Origin of the sequence: Nocardiopsis aegyptia (genome assembly GCF_013410755.1) — a bacterium.
Taxonomy (GTDB): Bacteria; Actinomycetota; Actinomycetes; order Streptosporangiales; family Streptosporangiaceae; genus Nocardiopsis; species Nocardiopsis aegyptia.
This window is the reverse complement of record NZ_JACCFS010000001.1, coordinates 957,674-973,868: the sequence shown is the minus strand read 5'-3', so window position 1 is coordinate 973,868 and position 16,195 is coordinate 957,674. Positions and strand designations below refer to the sequence as shown.

Annotated in this window: 14 protein-coding genes; 7 read left to right on the top strand and 7 right to left on the bottom strand. The window is 65.9% G+C overall.

From position 1 onward, the window contains the following. Positions 1-119: 119 nt before the first annotated feature. Positions 120-2,471: an AAA family ATPase gene (locus HNR10_RS04490; RefSeq protein WP_179821056.1), complete on the bottom strand. Its 2,352-nt coding sequence runs from the start codon at positions 2,469-2,471 to the stop codon at positions 120-122. Between the two features lie 391 nt (positions 2,472-2,862). On the opposite strand from HNR10_RS04490, the gene HNR10_RS04485 reads away from it, so the two are divergent. Continuing rightward, positions 2,863-4,272: an AAA family ATPase gene (locus HNR10_RS04485; protein ID WP_179821054.1), complete on the top strand. Its 1,410-nt coding sequence runs from the start codon at positions 2,863-2,865 to the stop codon at positions 4,270-4,272. 34 nt (positions 4,273-4,306) lie between these two features. Further along, positions 4,307-4,825, top strand: a complete 519-nt coding sequence (locus tag HNR10_RS04480) for an RloB family protein (protein WP_246406057.1) — start codon at positions 4,307-4,309, stop codon at positions 4,823-4,825. A gap of 230 nt (positions 4,826-5,055) precedes the next feature. On the opposite strand, the gene HNR10_RS04475 is transcribed toward HNR10_RS04480, so the two are convergent. The 4 genes from HNR10_RS04475 to HNR10_RS04460 all read right to left on the bottom strand — a co-directional run bounded on the left by HNR10_RS04475 (position 5,056) and on the right by HNR10_RS04460 (position 8,276). Next, complete coding sequence (locus HNR10_RS04475) at positions 5,056-5,634, bottom strand: GNAT family N-acetyltransferase (RefSeq protein WP_179821051.1); 579 nt, start codon at positions 5,632-5,634, stop codon at positions 5,056-5,058. Next, a complete protein-coding gene (locus HNR10_RS31690) occupies positions 5,627-6,250 on the bottom strand; it encodes a lasso peptide biosynthesis B2 protein (protein ID WP_281390191.1) in 624 nt (207 codons plus the stop codon). The genes HNR10_RS04475 and HNR10_RS31690 overlap by 8 nt, the downstream gene beginning before the upstream one ends. Before the next feature lie 95 nt (positions 6,251-6,345). Then, complete coding sequence (locus HNR10_RS04465) at positions 6,346-8,067, bottom strand: albusnodin/ikarugamycin family macrolactam cyclase (protein ID WP_179821047.1); 1,722 nt, start codon at positions 8,065-8,067, stop codon at positions 6,346-6,348. Between the two features lie 62 nt (positions 8,068-8,129). Then, complete coding sequence (locus HNR10_RS04460) at positions 8,130-8,276, bottom strand: albusnodin family lasso peptide (protein WP_179821045.1); 147 nt, start codon at positions 8,274-8,276, stop codon at positions 8,130-8,132. Between the two features lie 109 nt (positions 8,277-8,385). On the opposite strand from HNR10_RS04460, the gene HNR10_RS04455 reads away from it, so the two are divergent. After that, positions 8,386-9,150, top strand: a complete 765-nt coding sequence (locus tag HNR10_RS04455; protein ID WP_179821044.1) for a helix-turn-helix domain-containing protein — start codon at positions 8,386-8,388, stop codon at positions 9,148-9,150. Continuing rightward, complete coding sequence (locus tag HNR10_RS04450) at positions 9,137-9,604, top strand: NUDIX hydrolase (protein ID WP_179821042.1); 468 nt, start codon at positions 9,137-9,139, stop codon at positions 9,602-9,604. The genes HNR10_RS04455 and HNR10_RS04450 overlap by 14 nt, the downstream gene beginning before the upstream one ends. A gap of 75 nt (positions 9,605-9,679) precedes the next feature. On the opposite strand, the gene HNR10_RS04445 is transcribed toward HNR10_RS04450, so the two are convergent. Both HNR10_RS04445 and HNR10_RS04440 read right to left on the bottom strand, forming a co-directional pair. Next, complete coding sequence (locus HNR10_RS04445; RefSeq protein ID WP_312889111.1) at positions 9,680-9,862, bottom strand: DUF397 domain-containing protein; 183 nt, start codon at positions 9,860-9,862, stop codon at positions 9,680-9,682. Next, positions 9,859-10,719, bottom strand: a complete 861-nt coding sequence (locus tag HNR10_RS04440; RefSeq protein ID WP_179821040.1) for a Scr1 family TA system antitoxin-like transcriptional regulator — start codon at positions 10,717-10,719, stop codon at positions 9,859-9,861. The genes HNR10_RS04445 and HNR10_RS04440 overlap by 4 nt, the downstream gene beginning before the upstream one ends. 227 nt (positions 10,720-10,946) lie before the next feature. Here HNR10_RS04440 and HNR10_RS04435 point away from each other — a divergent pair, with 227 nt between their 5' ends. From HNR10_RS04435 to pglX, 3 genes are all read left to right on the top strand, one after another. Next, positions 10,947-11,495 carry an ATP-binding protein gene (locus HNR10_RS04435; protein WP_179821038.1) on the top strand — a complete coding sequence of 183 codons (549 nt, stop codon included), beginning with the start codon at positions 10,947-10,949 and terminating at the stop codon, positions 11,493-11,495. Between the two features lie 310 nt (positions 11,496-11,805). Beyond that, entirely contained in the window at positions 11,806-11,949 is a 144-nt protein-coding gene (locus tag HNR10_RS31950) for a hypothetical protein (RefSeq protein WP_312889110.1), read from the top strand. 169 nt (positions 11,950-12,118) lie between these two features. Continuing rightward, positions 12,119-15,844, top strand: coding sequence for a BREX-2 system adenine-specific DNA-methyltransferase PglX (pglX, locus tag HNR10_RS04425; RefSeq protein WP_312889109.1), 3,726 nt, complete (start codon positions 12,119-12,121; stop codon positions 15,842-15,844). Positions 15,845-16,195 lie beyond the last annotated feature (351 nt).

Below are 16,195 nucleotides of genomic sequence, written 5' to 3'. Positions count from 1 at the left end.
CGAACGAACCGGCGGGATGAGTGTGGCGGGTGAGTCCGGAGGAGGCTGGGCATCTCGGGCAGCATCGGCCTGAAGGTCGGTTGGCATGGGTGGTTGACCTTCGGGCCCCATATATGGCTTCAGTCCGAGAGCAGCATGCCCGTGTGCTCGCCGATGCCCAGGCGGTTGCACATGCCATCGAAGTGTCCCGGGTTGACTTCGTTCATCAGTCGAAACACGTCGGTGATCGCCCCCCGCGCTTCGTCGCTCAACAGCTCCTTTCCCTCGGGGTCGGGGCTCCGGTGCGAGTTGCTGTTGAGAAGGGTGCTGATGCGGCGCGCCCGCACCGGCTCGTTCTTCAATGCGTGTTCGACGACGTTGACGAACTTGCCCGCCTGGTTGGGGTAGCTGAATTCCAGGAAGTGCTCCAGCAGCTGCCGGGTGCTGTTGGACGACTCGGTGATCAGCCTGAGGTCGGCCTCCACGTCGATGGACGCACACGACTCCAGTAGGTCGTGGGCGACCTGGTAGAAGAGCCGGTGGTACTCGGACTCCAGTACCTCGATGTTCTTGGTCGCCAGGTCCACGGGGGTCAGTTCGGGGCGGCGCGATCCGGGTTCGGTCGTGGAGCCCCTGCGGGTTGACTTCATCATGTGCAGGCTCGCGGTGACCGGCACGAACTTGTTCGGGTTGCGGTTTCCCCTGCCCCGGGTCAGCTCCTTGGCCCACATGCGCAGGAAGGCGGCGTTGTGGGTGAGGACGAAGAGCTGTCGGCAGGGGGGCTGCGGGCTCAGGGGGTCGAGCTGGCTGACCAGCATCGACTGCACCCCGGTCATCACCTGGTCGTCAAGGCTGGACACGGGGTCGTCCACCACGACGATGGTGCGCTGGAGGTCCTGCCCGTGCCCGGTCAGGCTCACGAGGAAGTAGACCAGGGCGATCGCGGTCTTCTCGCCCTCACTCAGGTGCCGTGCGGGTGTGCCGTGCCGCAGCAGGCGGTAGCGGTCGCCGTGGTACTCGAAGGTGAGGTCCGCGCGCCGCAACAGGCTGTTGACGTCGGTATTGAGCGTGGACACGAGGTGGTGGGGGTCCAACCCCTCCGCGGGGGACTGGCGGAGGATTTCCTGGTTGTTGCGCAGCGCCCCCTCGGCGTCATCGATCCGCGCGGTCAGCTCCGCGGCCCTGTCCCGGTGTCGACCCCAGGGCTCCCTGATCTCCCTGAGCATGCGCTGGAACTGGCGCTCGGCCGCCTCGGCCCGGCCGCTCTCCAGGCTGTGGGTCCGGTCGTTGTGCTCGCCGATGATCCCGTTGACCATGGAGGTGTCGATCTTTCCCGGCACGACGTCGACGGGGAGGTTGAGGTCGGCGAACATCGCCGTCTTCTTCTCTTCGAGCAGCTCGGACATCCTGTCCAGGTCGTCCACGAGTGCGGTGAGCGCGGCATGGATCTCCTTGGCTGCCCCGGCGTACTCCTCCCTGAGATCCTCGAAGAACTGCGCCTCGTGCGGCAGGGCGGTGGAGAACTCCTTGGCGCGGTCCCTGAGTCGTCGGATCTGCCTGAGGCTCTCATCGAGATCCCGGAGCAGGCGTGTGTAGGCCTCGTCGAAGTGGCGGTCCAGTCGTTCCCTCCGCTGGGGAGTGATATCGCCTTCGCAAAACGCACAGGTGTCGAGGTCCGCGTGCAGCTCCAGGCCTCGCCTGACCCAGGTTTCGTGGTCGGGCCTGTCCCGGAGGCCGGCGACCGCCTCCGAGGCGACTGTACGTGCCAGGAGAGCGCAGGTCTGTGACAGCACGTCCCCGACGGGAAGCGGGTCGGGGTCGACCGGGGGGATCTGCTCCGCGGAGGCGGTGTTCAGCAGTGCCCGGTCCTGCTCGTGGGTGCTGTGGAGCTCCGCCCACGCAGGGGGCGGTTCGGCCAGGGCGTTCACCACGTGCCGCTTGTCGAACTGCCGACTGAAGCAGGGTGCCTTGCCCCTGAGGGTGTCGTTCACCCGGCGCCCCAGAGCGGTACAGAGGTCTCCGGCCTCCCTGTCCGCCGAGTCGCGTTCCTTCCGCGACTCCTTCAGGAGCTGTGTCAGTCGCTCGATCTCCTGCTGGGCCTGCTTCCGGCGCTCCTGCCGTTCGACGTCCTTCTCTCCCAGGTACAGCAAGGCCGGCGCGTCCGCTCCGGCGGTGTCGCCGTCGTCGGCGTTGAACCTCAGGTTCCTGCGGACGTACTCGGCGTTGAAGAGGCGCACGTTGTCCCAGATCCAGTGCTCGGGTCCGTCCACCGTCACGGTCTGGGACGGGTCGTCTCCGGGCTGGATCTCCACGCGCATCCCGTGGGACCACTGCTCGTCCCGGGGGACACCGCTGAGCAGTTCCGCGAGGGTGCTCTTGCCCGTGCCGTTGGGGGCGTAGACAAGGTTGAGTCGATGGAAGGCGGCCTTCCGGTGCGGCTTCCAGCTCTGGTAGCAGCGGAAGTCCCGGACAGAGATGATGCGCTTGATCACGGACGGTCCTTGCGGGTGGGAAGGCCGGAGTACTCACGGTGCCGGAGTGCCCGACGGGTCGTGCGGAAAGTGTGCGGACCGAGGCCTGAGCGGAGCCCCGTGTGACCAGGCCGCAGCGCCGGCCCTGGAAGTGGAGCCGGGCATGATCGGCGCAGCGGTCTGCCGAGCCGTATCCCTCGTCTGGGCGGGGGAGGAGGGAGGCCGGTTCGTAGCGGGGAACCGGGGCTCGGCCTGTGGTCGGACTTCGGAGTGTACACGTGGGTGTCGGTCCCACTGCGGCACAGGGAAAAATTCTCCAGAATCAATACTCAATGACACATGAAAGCAGCGCTCACGGGTTACGGTAACTAGCGTCAGAACCCGGTACAGAGTCCTCTGGGAGGTGGCGGCCGTGCTGCTGCAGTTTCGTGTGGCGAACTGGGAATCCATTCGGGACGAGCAGGAGCTGAGCCTGGTCGCCGCCGACGAACACGACGACCTCGCCGTGCGGGACATTCCGGGCACGGAGCTGAAGGCGCTGCCCGTGGTCGGTGTGTTCGGTGCGAACGCCTCGGGCAAGTCGAAACTGATGCGGGCGATGGCCTACGCGCGCGACGCCGTCCGATATTCGCACAATCGGTGGAATCCCCGGGGCGGGACCGGGCGCGTCCCCTTCGCCCTGGACGAGGCCGCGGTGGCGCGCCCGTCGGAGTTCGCCTTCGACTTCGTGTTGGACGGGGTCCGCCACGAGTACGGTTTCGCGGTGGATGACCGCGCGGTGGCCTCCGAATGGCTGTACAGCTGGCCGCGCGGCCGGATGCGGGTCCTCTTCGAGCGCCGGGGTCCACAGGAGATCGAGCTCGGCCCCGGCCTGCGCAGAGGCTTCGGCAACCGGACCCGGATGGTGTGGGAATCGGTGCGGGCCAACAGTCTCTTCGTGTCGGCCGGCGCGGCCGGGAACCACCCGCTGCTCACCCGTGTCTACGACTGGGTCGACCAGATGACGATGGCGTTCGATGAGAACGGCGGCGTGCGCCTGGAACTCACCCTGCGCATGCTCGCGGGGCCCGAGCAAGAGCTGTGCCACCTCCTGACGCAGTACGCCGATCTCGGCATCTCCGACATCCGTTCGGAGGAGAGGGAACTGCCGAAGGAGGCCAGGGCACACGCCTCGGCGGTCTTTCGCCTGCTCAATCCGGACGGCCCTCCGGTCACGGAGGAGAGCTGGCGCCAGTCACCGGAGATCGTCGTCTCGCACTGGTCCCCCGGTGGAACCGTGGAACTGCCGTACCGGGCCGAATCGAGTGGCACGCACACCTGGCTGGCGCTGGTGGGCGTGGTGGTCCGGGCGCTGGCGAAGGGCCGTGTGCTCGTGGTCGACGAACTGGACGCGCGGCTGCACCCCAACCTGGCCGGCCAACTCGTCCGGCTCTTCTCCGAACCGGAGACCAACCCCTGCGGAGCGCAGCTCGTGTTCAACACCCATGACGTCACGCTGCTGAGTCGGCGCTCCTACGGTTACCTGACCAGGGATCAGGCGTGGTTCACGGAGAAGGGGACGGATGGGGCGACGGAGCTGGTGGCGCTGCGCGAGTACAAAGTGCGTGATGACCGCGACGACGTGGTCAAAAAATACCTTTTGGGGGCATATTCCGCAGTGCCCACCTTTGATGGCGATGTGGGTCGTGAACTCGCCCGCCTTGTCGCTGAACGTGCGGTAATGTGCCGGTGTGGCGCTGAACAGGCAGAAGCGAAACAAGCCCCTCAATCCGAAGAAAATTGGGACGAGGAATCCCAGAAGCAGGTATCTCCTCTTTTGTGAGGATACGTACGGCGGAACGACCTACTTCACCGAGATGAAGAGACGTCAGCGCTTCTCGAACGTGTCGATCGAGGTCGGGTCCCAGCACGGTGAGCCGTACAAGCTGGTCAGGGCCGCGCAGAAGCGCATGGGCTCCGCGCACCGGAGGCGCAGGGACCAGGGCGACCGGTACAACGAGGTGTGGTGTGTGATCGACGTCGAGGCGCCGCGTCCGCACGACTCCCTGGACGAGGCGATGGGTCTGGCGCGGGATTGCGGAATCCATATCGCCTACGCGAACCCCTGCTTCGAACTCTGGCTGCTTCTGCACCGGGACGACGTCAGTGGATATCTGGACACGAACGCCGCCATTGAGAAGATGAAGGGACTGAAGTGCTGCTATACGGGCAAGAAGGATTTCGATCCCGCGCACTTCTTCGGAGACCCGCAGCGGCAAGCGATCAGGCGGGCCGAACGCTTGGCCGAGCGGTACAGGGGCGTCGCCCATCCGCGTGACCGGAACCCGTGGACGGACATTCACGTTCTGGTGCGCGGCCTTCTCGACCAGGCGTGAGGTTCCGTGTCCGGGCCTGGTCGGTGGCGCTGGATCGGTGCTCTGACTGCGGGGGTCCTGCGGCCGGGGCCGCCCGGTCCCGCAGCCCTGATCGTCCCGATCCAGCCGCCCCGCACCGCCCACACCGGCTCGGTCCAGCTCGTCCGGCTCCGGGCCGTACAGCCACGGAACGGTGGTGGACGTCGCGCGTGGCGCCCGGCCACCACTGCCGATGCGGGTGAGATCCGCCCTCAGTCCGCGGTCTCGAACGCGGAAGCCCCCATGAAGTCCTCGGGTACGGCGTCCATGACCACCTCTCCGCAGCGGCGACCCCGCCACTGCCCCGCGCTGCGCAGGACGCCGACCTCCTGGAAGCCTGCCTTGGCGTAGGCGCGGCGCCCGGCCTCGTTCGGTTCCAGCACCTTCAGCCACACCATGTCCAGTCCGGTGACGTGGAAGGCGTAGTCCAGGGTCAGGCGCGTGGCCGCGGTGCCCACGCCTTTCCCGCGCGCCTCGGGAGCGACGACGAGGACGTACTCGGCGGTGCGCACCTGGTGGTCGATGAGCAGGCTCGCCAGCCCCGCCGGCCGGGGCTCGTCGCCCTTCAGGTCGTAGACGGTGAACCGTGCCTGGTCGGGTGCGCCCCGCAACTGGTGCTCCAGCCCTTCGGCCCGGGACTCGGGGCTCTCGGGAACCTGGCGTCCGTACCCGAGCACCGCGCCGGGGTCGTTCTCCCACCGCCAGTACTCACGGGCCAGGTCGCCGCGCAGCGGCCCGAGCGCCACCCCGCCGGTCTCGGCCCACAGGAGGGGGGCAGCGGTGTCACTCATACGGCTCCTCGAATGGTGTGTAGTCGGTGATGTCGTCGGATTCTCCGACCGGGTGCCCGTCGACCTCGATCCAGGCGTGCAGTCGGACCGGATCGGTGGCGACCCCGTGCCTCCAGAGGGCTCGGTACCCCGTCCAGCGCAGGGCCAGTGCCGAGGCGGTGGCCTCTTCGAGACAGGCGACACGGAGCGGAAGGACACGGCCAACCCCGCGCACGGCGCGGACGGCGTTCCCAGCCTCGGCCACGTCGGTCCTGTACTGTCGGCGCGGTCCCAGCGCAAGGCTCCTGATCCGGGCGAGGCGAGTGCGCGTGGGCCCCGAATGACGGGACATCAGCACCACGGCGAGCGCGGTCGAGCCGATCAGGTACCACCGCAGCGGGGCCGAACCGACAGGGGACAGAGCGGCAGGTGATTCCCTGGTTCCCCAACTGGGTGGCTGTGGCCTCGCACGCTGCACGCTTCGCCACCTGGAGGGTTCTGAGGAGGCGATCAGCCAGCGACGACCGATCAGTCGCCGTAGGGCGTCGGCACGTCCGCCGTCGGTCACCACGGTCCCGGTATCCCCGTTGGCTGCGGCCAGGTCGGACACGTCCGCCGCCGACCTTCCGGTGAGCATATGGACGGAACCGTCGTCGACATCCAGCCCCACGGTGACGGAGGGGAAGCACACGAAGCGCATCCGTGGAGCGGGCACCAGGATTCTCGGAAGGCTCATGCCCGCACTCCACTCCGCTCCGCTTCTCTGAACCAGACGGGCGCTCGGCCCGCTTCGACGGAGCGGGCCCAGACCTCTGCGGCTATGACCGGTTCGATCAGCCCCCACGCCGTCGGGCGACCGGACGCAGCTCTCCGTAGCTCCGACCGCAGCACGCGTGGATCGATGATCCCATGGCCGGCCAGCCATCCGTCCGCGAGTTTGAGGACTGAGGTCAGATTGATGCGCAGGCCCTGGTGGTGGTCGGCGTCCGTCCCGCCCTTCGCGCATCGTCGGCGTACGGCGGGAGGAAGCACGTCGACCAGGGCGGTGGTGATCTGGGGCTTGTACTCCCACGGCGATCCCCTGTGGGTGAAGGGGAACCTCAGCGCCGCTTCGACGACGGCTCGGTCGAGGAAGGGCGTCTCCAACCGGAGGCCCACATGACCGGCGAGCTGCACGTCGGCCCGCGCGGTGCGCCCGATGCCGACCAGTCCGATGAGTTCGGCATCCGATTTCGAGGTCCTGGCCCGGTTCCCCACGGAGGAGTGCCGGGCCTCGTGGGCGGGCCGCAGCGTGAGCCAGGGGTGCGGATGCGTGTCCTCCCGCCTGGAGCAGATGATGTCCGTCATCAGACGGGCTGAGCCGACACGATTGATCCTGGCCCAGCCGTGGAGGTCGCGAAGTGCCCGAAGAAGTCGGCCCCGTCTCAGCAGCCGCGACGTGTGTTCAGGCCCCTGCATCAACAGCGCATCGCCACCGTCGCCACTGATGTGCATCGTGCTTCCGTGTGCGGCGACCAGTGCGTAGCCGCGCCGGTGCCGGACGCTGGTGATCGTCGAGGGCGCCGGCTCGTCCACCGCGGGACCGCCCTCGATCCCGGTGAAGGGAGCCGCGTCGTCCGCCAAGGGGATGGTCACGTGCGCCATGCCCGCGCGTCCGTCCGCTGCCGCACGCGCGTAGTCGAGATCGCCGCCGCGGTCGACGTTCCGAGGGTGGACGGTGGAGGCGATGATGCGCTGCCCAGGCTGCGCCCGGCTCGCCGCCAGCAGGCACAGCGAGGTCGAGTCGAGCCCTCCGCTGAGGTCGCAGGAGACCGTTTCTCCCATGCGGAGACGCACGTCCACAGCGTCACCGAGGGCGCGCCGGAACCCGTCTGAGGCACCGCGTGGGTGGATGGGGGCCGGAGGACTCCACCAACGTCGGACGATCGGGGCTCCTGCCGTGCCGAGCTCCAGGCGATGGCCGGCCGGTACGAGTGAGACGTTGTCGAAGGCCGAGCGGTCGGCTGGTGCGAACCCCGCCGGGTCGCACACCAGGGCGCAGATCCAGTCCGTGTTGATGCCCGCCTTCGACAGCCCTGACAGGGCGTGGCTGGACGAAGCCCAGACGACGATACCGTCGACCTCGGTGTAGTAGATCGGTATGGCGTGTGCCGGGTCGGCGAAGACGGAGGTTCTCGGGCCGTCGCCCAGCACGACCGTGTAGGAGCCCGGCCAGGTGGCGGGCGCGGTAGGGGACGTCCCTCTCAGCCAGCCTGTCAGCTCCGACTCGCTCACGCCGTGGGCACCGATGACGACAGCCCACCGTCGCCGGGACGGTACTTCCGCGATCTGGATCCGATCCCTGACTCCGGTCGTCCATACATGCGCCGAGGGCTGTCTCAACGACCAGCGGGTCTTCTCGGGGATCCACGACTCACCGCCGCCCGTCGTGAACGTTCCTCCGAAGAAATGCACGAATTCTCCCGTTGTGCCTTCTGGGGGCGGCACGCATCCGTCGTGCCGCCCCGTCCCGAGATCTACTGGTACTTGTACCGCTTGTCCTCGGTGCCGCTCCTTGAGCTGGTTCCCTCCGTCAGGTTCACGGCGTCGCCGATCTCGATCAGTTCCTCATCGAGATCGGGAAACACGTCGTTGTCGCTGGTCGGTGGGCTCTGGTCCGCCATCGGTGCAGACTCCGTTCTTTCGGGGCTTTCAGAATCACGCACCCGCACGGACGCTGCCACTACGCAAAGGGGACGCCCGAGGACGTTCGAGTGCGGTAGAAACGTCCCTATGTCCAATGAACGACTCCGCATCGCGCTGGCGCGTTCGGGGCACACTGCGGCCTCCCTGGCTCAGCAGGTCGGTACCGACCCCAAGACGATCGAGCGGTGGGTCAACAAGGGGCGGGTGCCACGCTTGCGCAACGCCCACGCGGTGGCGCGCGTCCTCGGCGTGGAGGTACGCCATCTGTGGCCGACACTGAACGGCCGGTCCGAGGTGTCCGGACCCGTCGGGTCGGACCTCGTGGCGGTCTACCGGCAGCGATCTGACGTTCCGATCGAGACATGGAAGACCATGTTCGACCAGGCAACGGAGTCCGTGGACATCATGGTCTACGCAGCACTCTTCCTGCACGAGCAGATTTCTGACTGGAACGGTCTGCTTCGCTCCCGGGCGAGGGCAGGAGTACGGATTCGCATTCTGATCGGGGACCCCGCGTGCGACGCCGTCCGTACGCGAGGTGAGGAGGAGGCTTTCGGACACGGCATCGAATCGCGCTGCCGACTCGCACATATGCACTACCGGCCGCTTCTCGGGGTCGACGGGGTGGACATCGCCCTGCAAGCGACCACGCTGTACAACTCGGTCTATCGTGCAGATGGAGAAATGTACGTCAACACCCACATCTACGGCATGAATGCTTACGGGAACCCGCTGTTCCACTTGCACCGGATGACCGACAACGGGCTGTTCGACGCGCACGCGGCCAGTGTGGACGCCGTATGGTGTACCGCCCGCCCCCTGACTGGAGAGATCCCCGATGGCTCGGACTGAGTACTACGACGACCCGGCCGCGCCGGTCCCGAACAGCCTGGTCACGGCAGCCAGCGCGGCGGTCTTCGACGGCTCCGGGCGCCTGTTGTTGCAGCGGCGTACTGACAACGGGCTGTGGGCGATGCCGGGCGGTGTGATGGAGATGACCGAGAGCCTGCCCGAGGCCGCCGTGCGCGAGGTGAGGGAGGAGACCGGCTACGACGTGGAGGTCACCGGCCTGGTCGGCACCTACACCGATGCCCGGCACATCATCGCCTACAGCGACGGTGAGGTGCGCCGCCAGTTCAATGTGTGTTTCCGTGCGGCGCTGGTGGGCGGGCAGCTGAGAGTGAGTGGCGAGTCCCACGAGGTGCGCTGGTTCGCCCCGGAGGAGCTGGATGGCCTGGCCATGCACCACACCCAGCGGTTGCGGGTAGGACATGCGGTCCAGGGGGCGGCTCCCCACCTCGGGTGATCGAGGAGCCACCAACCGAGGAGCCGGCTCCCCGGCCCGCGCGGGGCTTGGGAACCGGCTCGGTGCTTGGGCGGCCTACGGGCGCTGAGTGAGGGCGGCGTGGAGGAAGGCGTCCCACTCGGCGGCGGGGAAGGGCAGGTGGCCGCGCTCGGGGGCCTTGGAGTCCCGGACGGCCGCACCACAGGGGAGGTCGGCGACCTCGACGCAGTTCTCCCCAGCCCCGCTGTAGCTGCTCTTCCGGAACACCAGCTCAGTCACGATCCATCCTCTAGTGATTCGACCACGTTGCGCACGAAGTCTACGGTTTGGGCCACGCTGAGGGCAGCGGCGCTGGCTTCGCGCCACATGGCATCGTATCGACGTATTTCTTCGGGACTCTCCACGTACAGGGTAGATGTCGGGGTCTCCGCGTACCCGATCGTCGGGTCGTTGGGCTCAGAGAACTCCATGATTTGAAAGCTGCCGAGGTTCGCGGCGTATGTGCCAGCCGAGAACGGGACCACCTGGATGGCGATGTTCGGTCGTTCGGCCATCTGAACAAGGTGGTGAAGTTGCTCGCGCATGGTCTTCGGCCCTCCAGCCTGTCGGCGGAGGACTCCCTCATCGATGACGGCGGCATACTCGGGCGGATAGAGACGTTCGAGGATGTCCTGACGCTCCATCCGGGCAGCGACGTGACGTCGGATGCGGTCCTCAGAGTAGGAGTTCGCCCCCATGAACACGGCTCGGGTGTAGTCCGGTGTCTGTAGTAGGCCCGGGATAACCTGCGCTTCGAATACGCGGACAAACGAGGCTTCAACCTCGAAGGACGCGAGCCCGGTGGGGCTGAAGACATCCTTGTACTTGGACCACCATCCTTGCTCTGAGGCGTCCTTGGCGAGCTGGTGCATGCTCTCCCACGCCTCCTTGCCGACGCCGTAGAGCTTGGCGAGAGCATCGAGGTGGGCTGGGCGAATCTGCTTGATCGCGGCAGTCTCCAGCTTGCCGAGCGTGGCACGGGGGACGCCTGACTTCTTCGCAGCAGCGTCGAGAGTGTCGCCGGATTCTTCCCGAAGATCACGAAGGATGCGTGCGAGGCGTCGGCGCCGGATGGTGGGGCTGAAGGAGTGCTTCATGGGGACAACCTACCAACAATTGCAAGAGATTCTCCAAATGAGTTGACTTCAGAGAATCTCCGGATGATGATGGGAGTGTGGTCGGCGACCGAAGGCTCACGAAGAGTCTCCGCTGGTCAGGCTACGCCGTGCCCCTTCCCCTGTCCGGGAATCTCGAAGGCTGAGCTGTTCCTTGCGGGCACACCGAACCCCCGTTCCACTCCCGAGCGCGAAGGAGTCTGTTCGTCATGCCCGCAATCGCCCCCATGCCGGTGCTGCCCGAGGTCACCGTGCCCCTCAGTGAGCTGGTGCCCCGCCGCTGCCGCCACTACTTCAACCCGCACTCCGGTCGCGGCGCCTACCGCGTCCGCTGCTACGACTTCGGCTCGTCGGTCCAGTTCATGCCGCTGGTGCGCGCCTTCCTCGACACCTGTGCCGACCACCGCGACACCGACTACCGCTACCTCTTCACCCTGCTCGGCAGCGAACTGGCTAACAATGCCCTGTGCCACAGCCGCTCCGGGGAGCCGTTCGGGACCTACACGCTGCGGTGTGTCCGTCGCCGCGATGGGCTTCAGCTGACCTGCCACGACCAGGGCAGTAAGGCCATCTCGACGGACTTCCCGCTGACCGCCGCTCCCGACGGCCTGAATCCGGACGCCGAGTCCGGACGCGGCCTGGCCATGGTCGACGCCCTGGCCACCGACTGGGGCGACAACGGGGTGGCCGACTTCCGCCAGGTGTGGTTCTTCCTCGCCTACGACCTGGCAGGCAGTCGCTGGAACAGCCAGCCGTAGCGACCACCTGTCGACACGACGAAGGCCCAGGAGAGCGTTGCCGCGCTCTCCCGGGCCCCAACACAACCCTGAAATCCACAGGACCAACTGTTAGAAGGCAGGATCGATAAAGCATCCTATCCCCGCGCCCCGGCGCTCCAGCGACCCGCTCTACCGCACCCTTCCGACCCTGCCCCGGCGCGGCCCGCTCATCGGCCCCGCGTGCCCATCCTGTGGCCACCCGTCGTGCCGAGCGAGGCGGGCCCAGGGGCTGCCCCGCCTTGGCGGCCACCTCGCCGAATACGCGGGCGAACACGCACTGGCTGCGTCGGTGCAGGCCAACCACCCGCGCCTGGTCGTGTGGTTCGGGGAGGCCACGCTCTCGTACTGGGTGGCGTCTTCCAGCGGACTCACCGAGGTGCCCGACGCTCGAACCCTCACCCGTCTGCTGGGTGAGTTGCCCGTCCCCGCCTGAGGTCGACTTTGGGCACTGGTTGTCGGCGGGGGTGGTCGGCACGACCCCCGCCGTCGACCGTTTCTCGAACCGGGAAGCCCCTACCGAAAGCCGGTTCTCGGTGCGAGCAGGGGCTTTAAGGCGTGAGAATGGAAAGGTACCCCGTCCCTCTGGTGTGGTTGGAGACCCCGTGGTCGATCAGACGAAGCTGCTCAAGGACCTCCAAAAGCAGGCGCGTCTCTTGGAGGATGACCTACGGGAACGAGCGCAGGATCCGACCGCCATCAAGGGAATGGGGCCATCAGGTGCGCCGGAGAGCTTCGACGCCTACCTCAAGCGTCAGTATCAGAAGGCTCGCGATGCGGCGCGGACGTCCGTCGCTGTGGGGGAGTGGCGGGAAGGCCAGATCACTCAGGCCGCGGTTGCGTGGGTGCTGTCCACCGTCTTCATCCGATTCTGCGAGGACAACGGGCTCCTCGAACAGCCGTTCATCGCTGGAGCGAAGGACGAGCGCGACCGTTACGGCGTCTCCCAGGAGCTCAAGGAAGCCTGGGTACTGCGAGGCCGGAGTGAGAACCCTGACGCGCCAGAGCGGACTGACCGTGACTGGTTGGAACACGCCTTCGAGCAGATGAGCGTGTCCTCGGTCATGGCAGGACTGTTCGACAAGAAGCACAACCCCATGTGGACGATCACACCGTCCCACCAGGCCGCCAAGCAGCTCATTGAGTTCTGGCGAGAGGTGGGGGAGGACGGGCACCTTGTCCACGACTTCACGGATCCGGAGTGGAACACCCGCTTCCTCGGCGACCTGTACCAGGAGATGTCCGAAGCGACGCGGAAGAAGTACGCGCTACTCCAGACTCCTGAGTTCGTTGAGGAGTTCATCCTTGACTACACCCTGGAACCCGCCATCAAGGAGTTCGGTCTTGACGGGAACAGGATTTACCAGGAGAACAATACAGGCTTCCGGATCATCGATCCGACATGCGGCTCAGGGCATTTCCTTCTGGGTGCCTTCCGTCGCCTTTTGGGCAAGTGGCGCGAAACTGAGCCCGGTGCCTCCGACTGGGATCTGATCAGTCGGAGCTTGCGGAGCGTCCACGGAGTCGACAAGAACCCCTACGCGGTAGCGATCGCACGATTCCGCCTTCTCATCGCCGCGATGAAGGAAGGCGGAATCACTGTTCTGAGCGCGAGCAACCCCGAGTGGCCGATTGTCGTCGCGACCGGCGATTCCCTCATACACGGTCGGGGGGCGCCCCAGAGGCAGGAGGATTTGTTCGGTTCCTATGACGTTCACCGCTATTCGACCGAAGACGTGGCAGAATATTCGGACGAATTTGACCTCTTGGGTGCTGTGAGTTATCACGCCGTGGTTGGTAACCCGCCCTATATTACAGTGAAGGACAAGCAGGAGAACCAGAACTACCGGGGCCGGTATTCCACATGTTCAGGCACCTACGCACTGTCCGTTCCTTTCGCAGAGCGCTTCTTCAATCTAGCCAAACGGGCGGGTGGAGACAGGATCGGGGCGGGCTTCGTTGGCCAGATCACGGCGAACTCTTTCATGAAACGCGAGTTCGGCAAGAAGCTGATCGAGGAGTTCTTTCGAAATCGAGTGCGCCTGACTAAGGTGATCGACACATCCGGAGCCTATATTCCAGGACACGGCACCCCCACGGCGATTCTCATGGGTAGGAATATGGTCCCGTCACAAACGGGAACGATTCGTGCGGTCCTCGGGATTCGGGGTGAGCCCGGACAGCCTGAGACTCCTGCTGTAGGACTGGTGTGGTCGTCGATTGTTGAACAGATCTCCCGTAAAGGTGACAGTGAATCCCAATGGGTGAGTTGTAGCGATCTGGCTTGGGCCACGTTCAATGAGCATCCGTGGAGTATGTCGGGCGGCGGGTCCATGGATCTAGTTGGCGCTCTCGAAAAAGGTAACGAGAAGTTTTCTGGGTATGTGGATGAGATTGGATTGGCGGTAATTACTGGAGAGGAGTCGGCCTTTTATATCGGGTCAAGCAAAGCTCTCGTGGAGAGGGGGGTGAAGATTTTTGATAGCATCGAGGGGGCGGATGTTCGCGATTGGTCCGTGCTGCTTGCTTCGCGAATTTGGGGAGCATATGATGAGGATAATTGGGAAGTTCTCGACGAAAGTTCTATTGCGCCAACAGTTAACTTCGCTTGGCCTCTAAAGAAGGTGCTTTTTGATCGAAAGAGGTTCAGTGTCTCTCTGCGAGATCGCGGGGCCTCGTGGTATGAATGGCGGGAGTTTTACTCGTCGCGACTTTCCGATCATGGCGTGATTGCCTTTCCGTTGGTCGCTACTCAAAATAGTTTTGTCTATGAAAGGGGAGAGGTTCTTTTTCGGCATTCTGTTTCGGTTATCAAGTTGCCAGAGGGGGCAACAGAAGACCGGCACCTGGAGCTGCTAGGGGTGCTGAACTCGTCGGCGGCCTGCTTCTGGCTCAAGCAGGTGAGTCAGCCGAAGGGTGGCAGCGGTATTGGCCGAGGTGTGCAGGATGAGGAATGGGAGAACCGGTACGAGTTCACTGGAACTAAGCTTCAGGAGTTCCCGCTCCCTCGGAAGCTCCCTCTCGCACGGTCGAAGGAAATTGACTCCCTCGCCCAGAAGCTCTCCTCATTGGAACCGTTTGCTCTCATCGAGTCCAGCACCCCTACCGCCGACCTCCTGAAGGACTCTCACGCGGAGTACGTCGCCACCCGCCAGCGGATGATCGCGCTCCAGGAAGAACTCGACTGGGACGTCTACCACCGCTACGACCTCATCACGGACGCCCAGCTTGCTGAGCTGACCATCTCCGATACTTCTGAAGTCCCCTCGATCAACCTCGGTGAGCGGGCCTTCGAGATCGTGCTGGCCCGCAAGATGGCCGCAGGCGAGGCCACCACCGAGTGGTTCAACCGTCACGGCTCCACGCCCATCACCGAGGTCCCCTCCCACTGGCCGGACGCCTACAAGCAGGTCGTCGCCAAGCGCATCGAACTCATCGAGTCCGACAAGAACATCAACCTCCTCGAACGTCCCGAGTACAAGCGTCGCTGGCAGTCCGAGTCCTGGGAGAAGAAGGAGAAGGCCGCCCTCAAGTCCTGGCTCCTCGACAAGTGCGAGGACCGGCGCCTCTGGTTCACCACCGACGACTACGGCGACGAGCGCGCACGACCCCTCTCCGTCCGAGGTCTCGCCAACCGCGTCCGCGACCTGTTCCCCGAGGCCGCCGACGTCGCCGCGCTCTACGACTCCGGCAAGGACTTCGCCGACGTCATCGCCGAGATCGTCAAGACCGAGCACGTGCCCTACCTCGCGGCCCTGCGCTACAAGGACACTGGCATGCGCAAGCGCGCCATCTGGGAGCACGTGTGGGACCTCCAGCGCGAAGAGGACAGGCTCAACGCCGACCTCGCTGAGGGCGAGAAGGAGCACCGCCTCGACATCCCCGTCCCGCCCAAGTACACCTCCGCCGACTTCCGCAAGGGTGAGTACTGGTCCAATCGGGGCAAGCTCGACGTGCCCAAGGAGCGCTTCGTCTCCTACGTCGGCGCCGAGGCCGACACCGACCCCACCCTCCTGCTCGGCTGGGCGGGCTGGGACCACGCCCAGCAGGCCGACGCCCTGGGCACCCTCGCCCACGAGCGGCTCGAAGAACTCGGCTGGGGCAAGGACGACGACACCCGCGACCGTATGGTGCCGCTCCTGGCCGGGCTCCGCGAGCTGCTGCCCTGGGTCGAGCAGTGGCACACCGCCGTCGACGAGTACGGCGACACCCCCGCCGACCACCTGAGGACCGACCTCACCGAGCTGCGCGACGCCACCGGCATCACCGACTCGCAGATGACGAGCTGGAGCCCGCCCGCGCCCAGGCGGGGGCGGGCCAGGAAGGCATAGGGGGACACCGCCGTGTCCCGGTCCGGAGCCGCGCTCCGGGCCGGGACCGTGTTCGCCGCGCAGGCCAGGTGCCGGGGCCGGGGGCTGTCAACCACCACCGGCCCTCGACCGTCCCCCTCTGTGCCCGCGTCAGCCCCAACATTCGCCCGACACAAGACCCCCACCGCCAGCCGCTCCAGCCACCCCCACGCGAGGCGGCCCCGCTCCAGGACAGCCGAGTTCCACGGGCTTTCGATGTCACTACGCGGGCATAGGCTGGAACACCTGGCCACCCACCTGGAACCGTGTCCCAGCCACAGGACACCCGCTCCGGCACGCGCCGCGTCCGGCCCGGCCTCGCACGGTCTCCAG

What these genes read in the sequence shown, in the direction of transcription:
- HNR10_RS04435 (WP_179821038.1), top strand. Translation starts at nt 10,947, where the DNA reads ATGCCCGCAATCGCCCCCATGCCGGTGCTGCCCGAGGTCACCGTGCCC.
- HNR10_RS04475 (WP_179821051.1), bottom strand. Translation starts at nt 5,634, where the DNA reads ATGAGTGACACCGCTGCCCCCCTCCTGTGGGCCGAGACCGGCGGGGTG.
- HNR10_RS04450 (WP_179821042.1), top strand. Translation starts at nt 9,137, where the DNA reads ATGGCTCGGACTGAGTACTACGACGACCCGGCCGCGCCGGTCCCGAAC.
- HNR10_RS04460 (WP_179821045.1), bottom strand. Translation starts at nt 8,276, where the DNA reads ATGGCGGACCAGAGCCCACCGACCAGCGACAACGACGTGTTTCCCGAT.
- HNR10_RS04480 (WP_246406057.1), top strand. Translation starts at nt 4,307, where the DNA reads ATGAAGAGACGTCAGCGCTTCTCGAACGTGTCGATCGAGGTCGGGTCC.
- HNR10_RS04455 (WP_179821044.1), top strand. Translation starts at nt 8,386, where the DNA reads ATGTCCAATGAACGACTCCGCATCGCGCTGGCGCGTTCGGGGCACACT.
- HNR10_RS04440 (WP_179821040.1), bottom strand. Translation starts at nt 10,719, where the DNA reads ATGAAGCACTCCTTCAGCCCCACCATCCGGCGCCGACGCCTCGCACGC.
- HNR10_RS31690 (WP_281390191.1), bottom strand. Translation starts at nt 6,250, where the DNA reads ATGCTCACCGGAAGGTCGGCGGCGGACGTGTCCGACCTGGCCGCAGCC.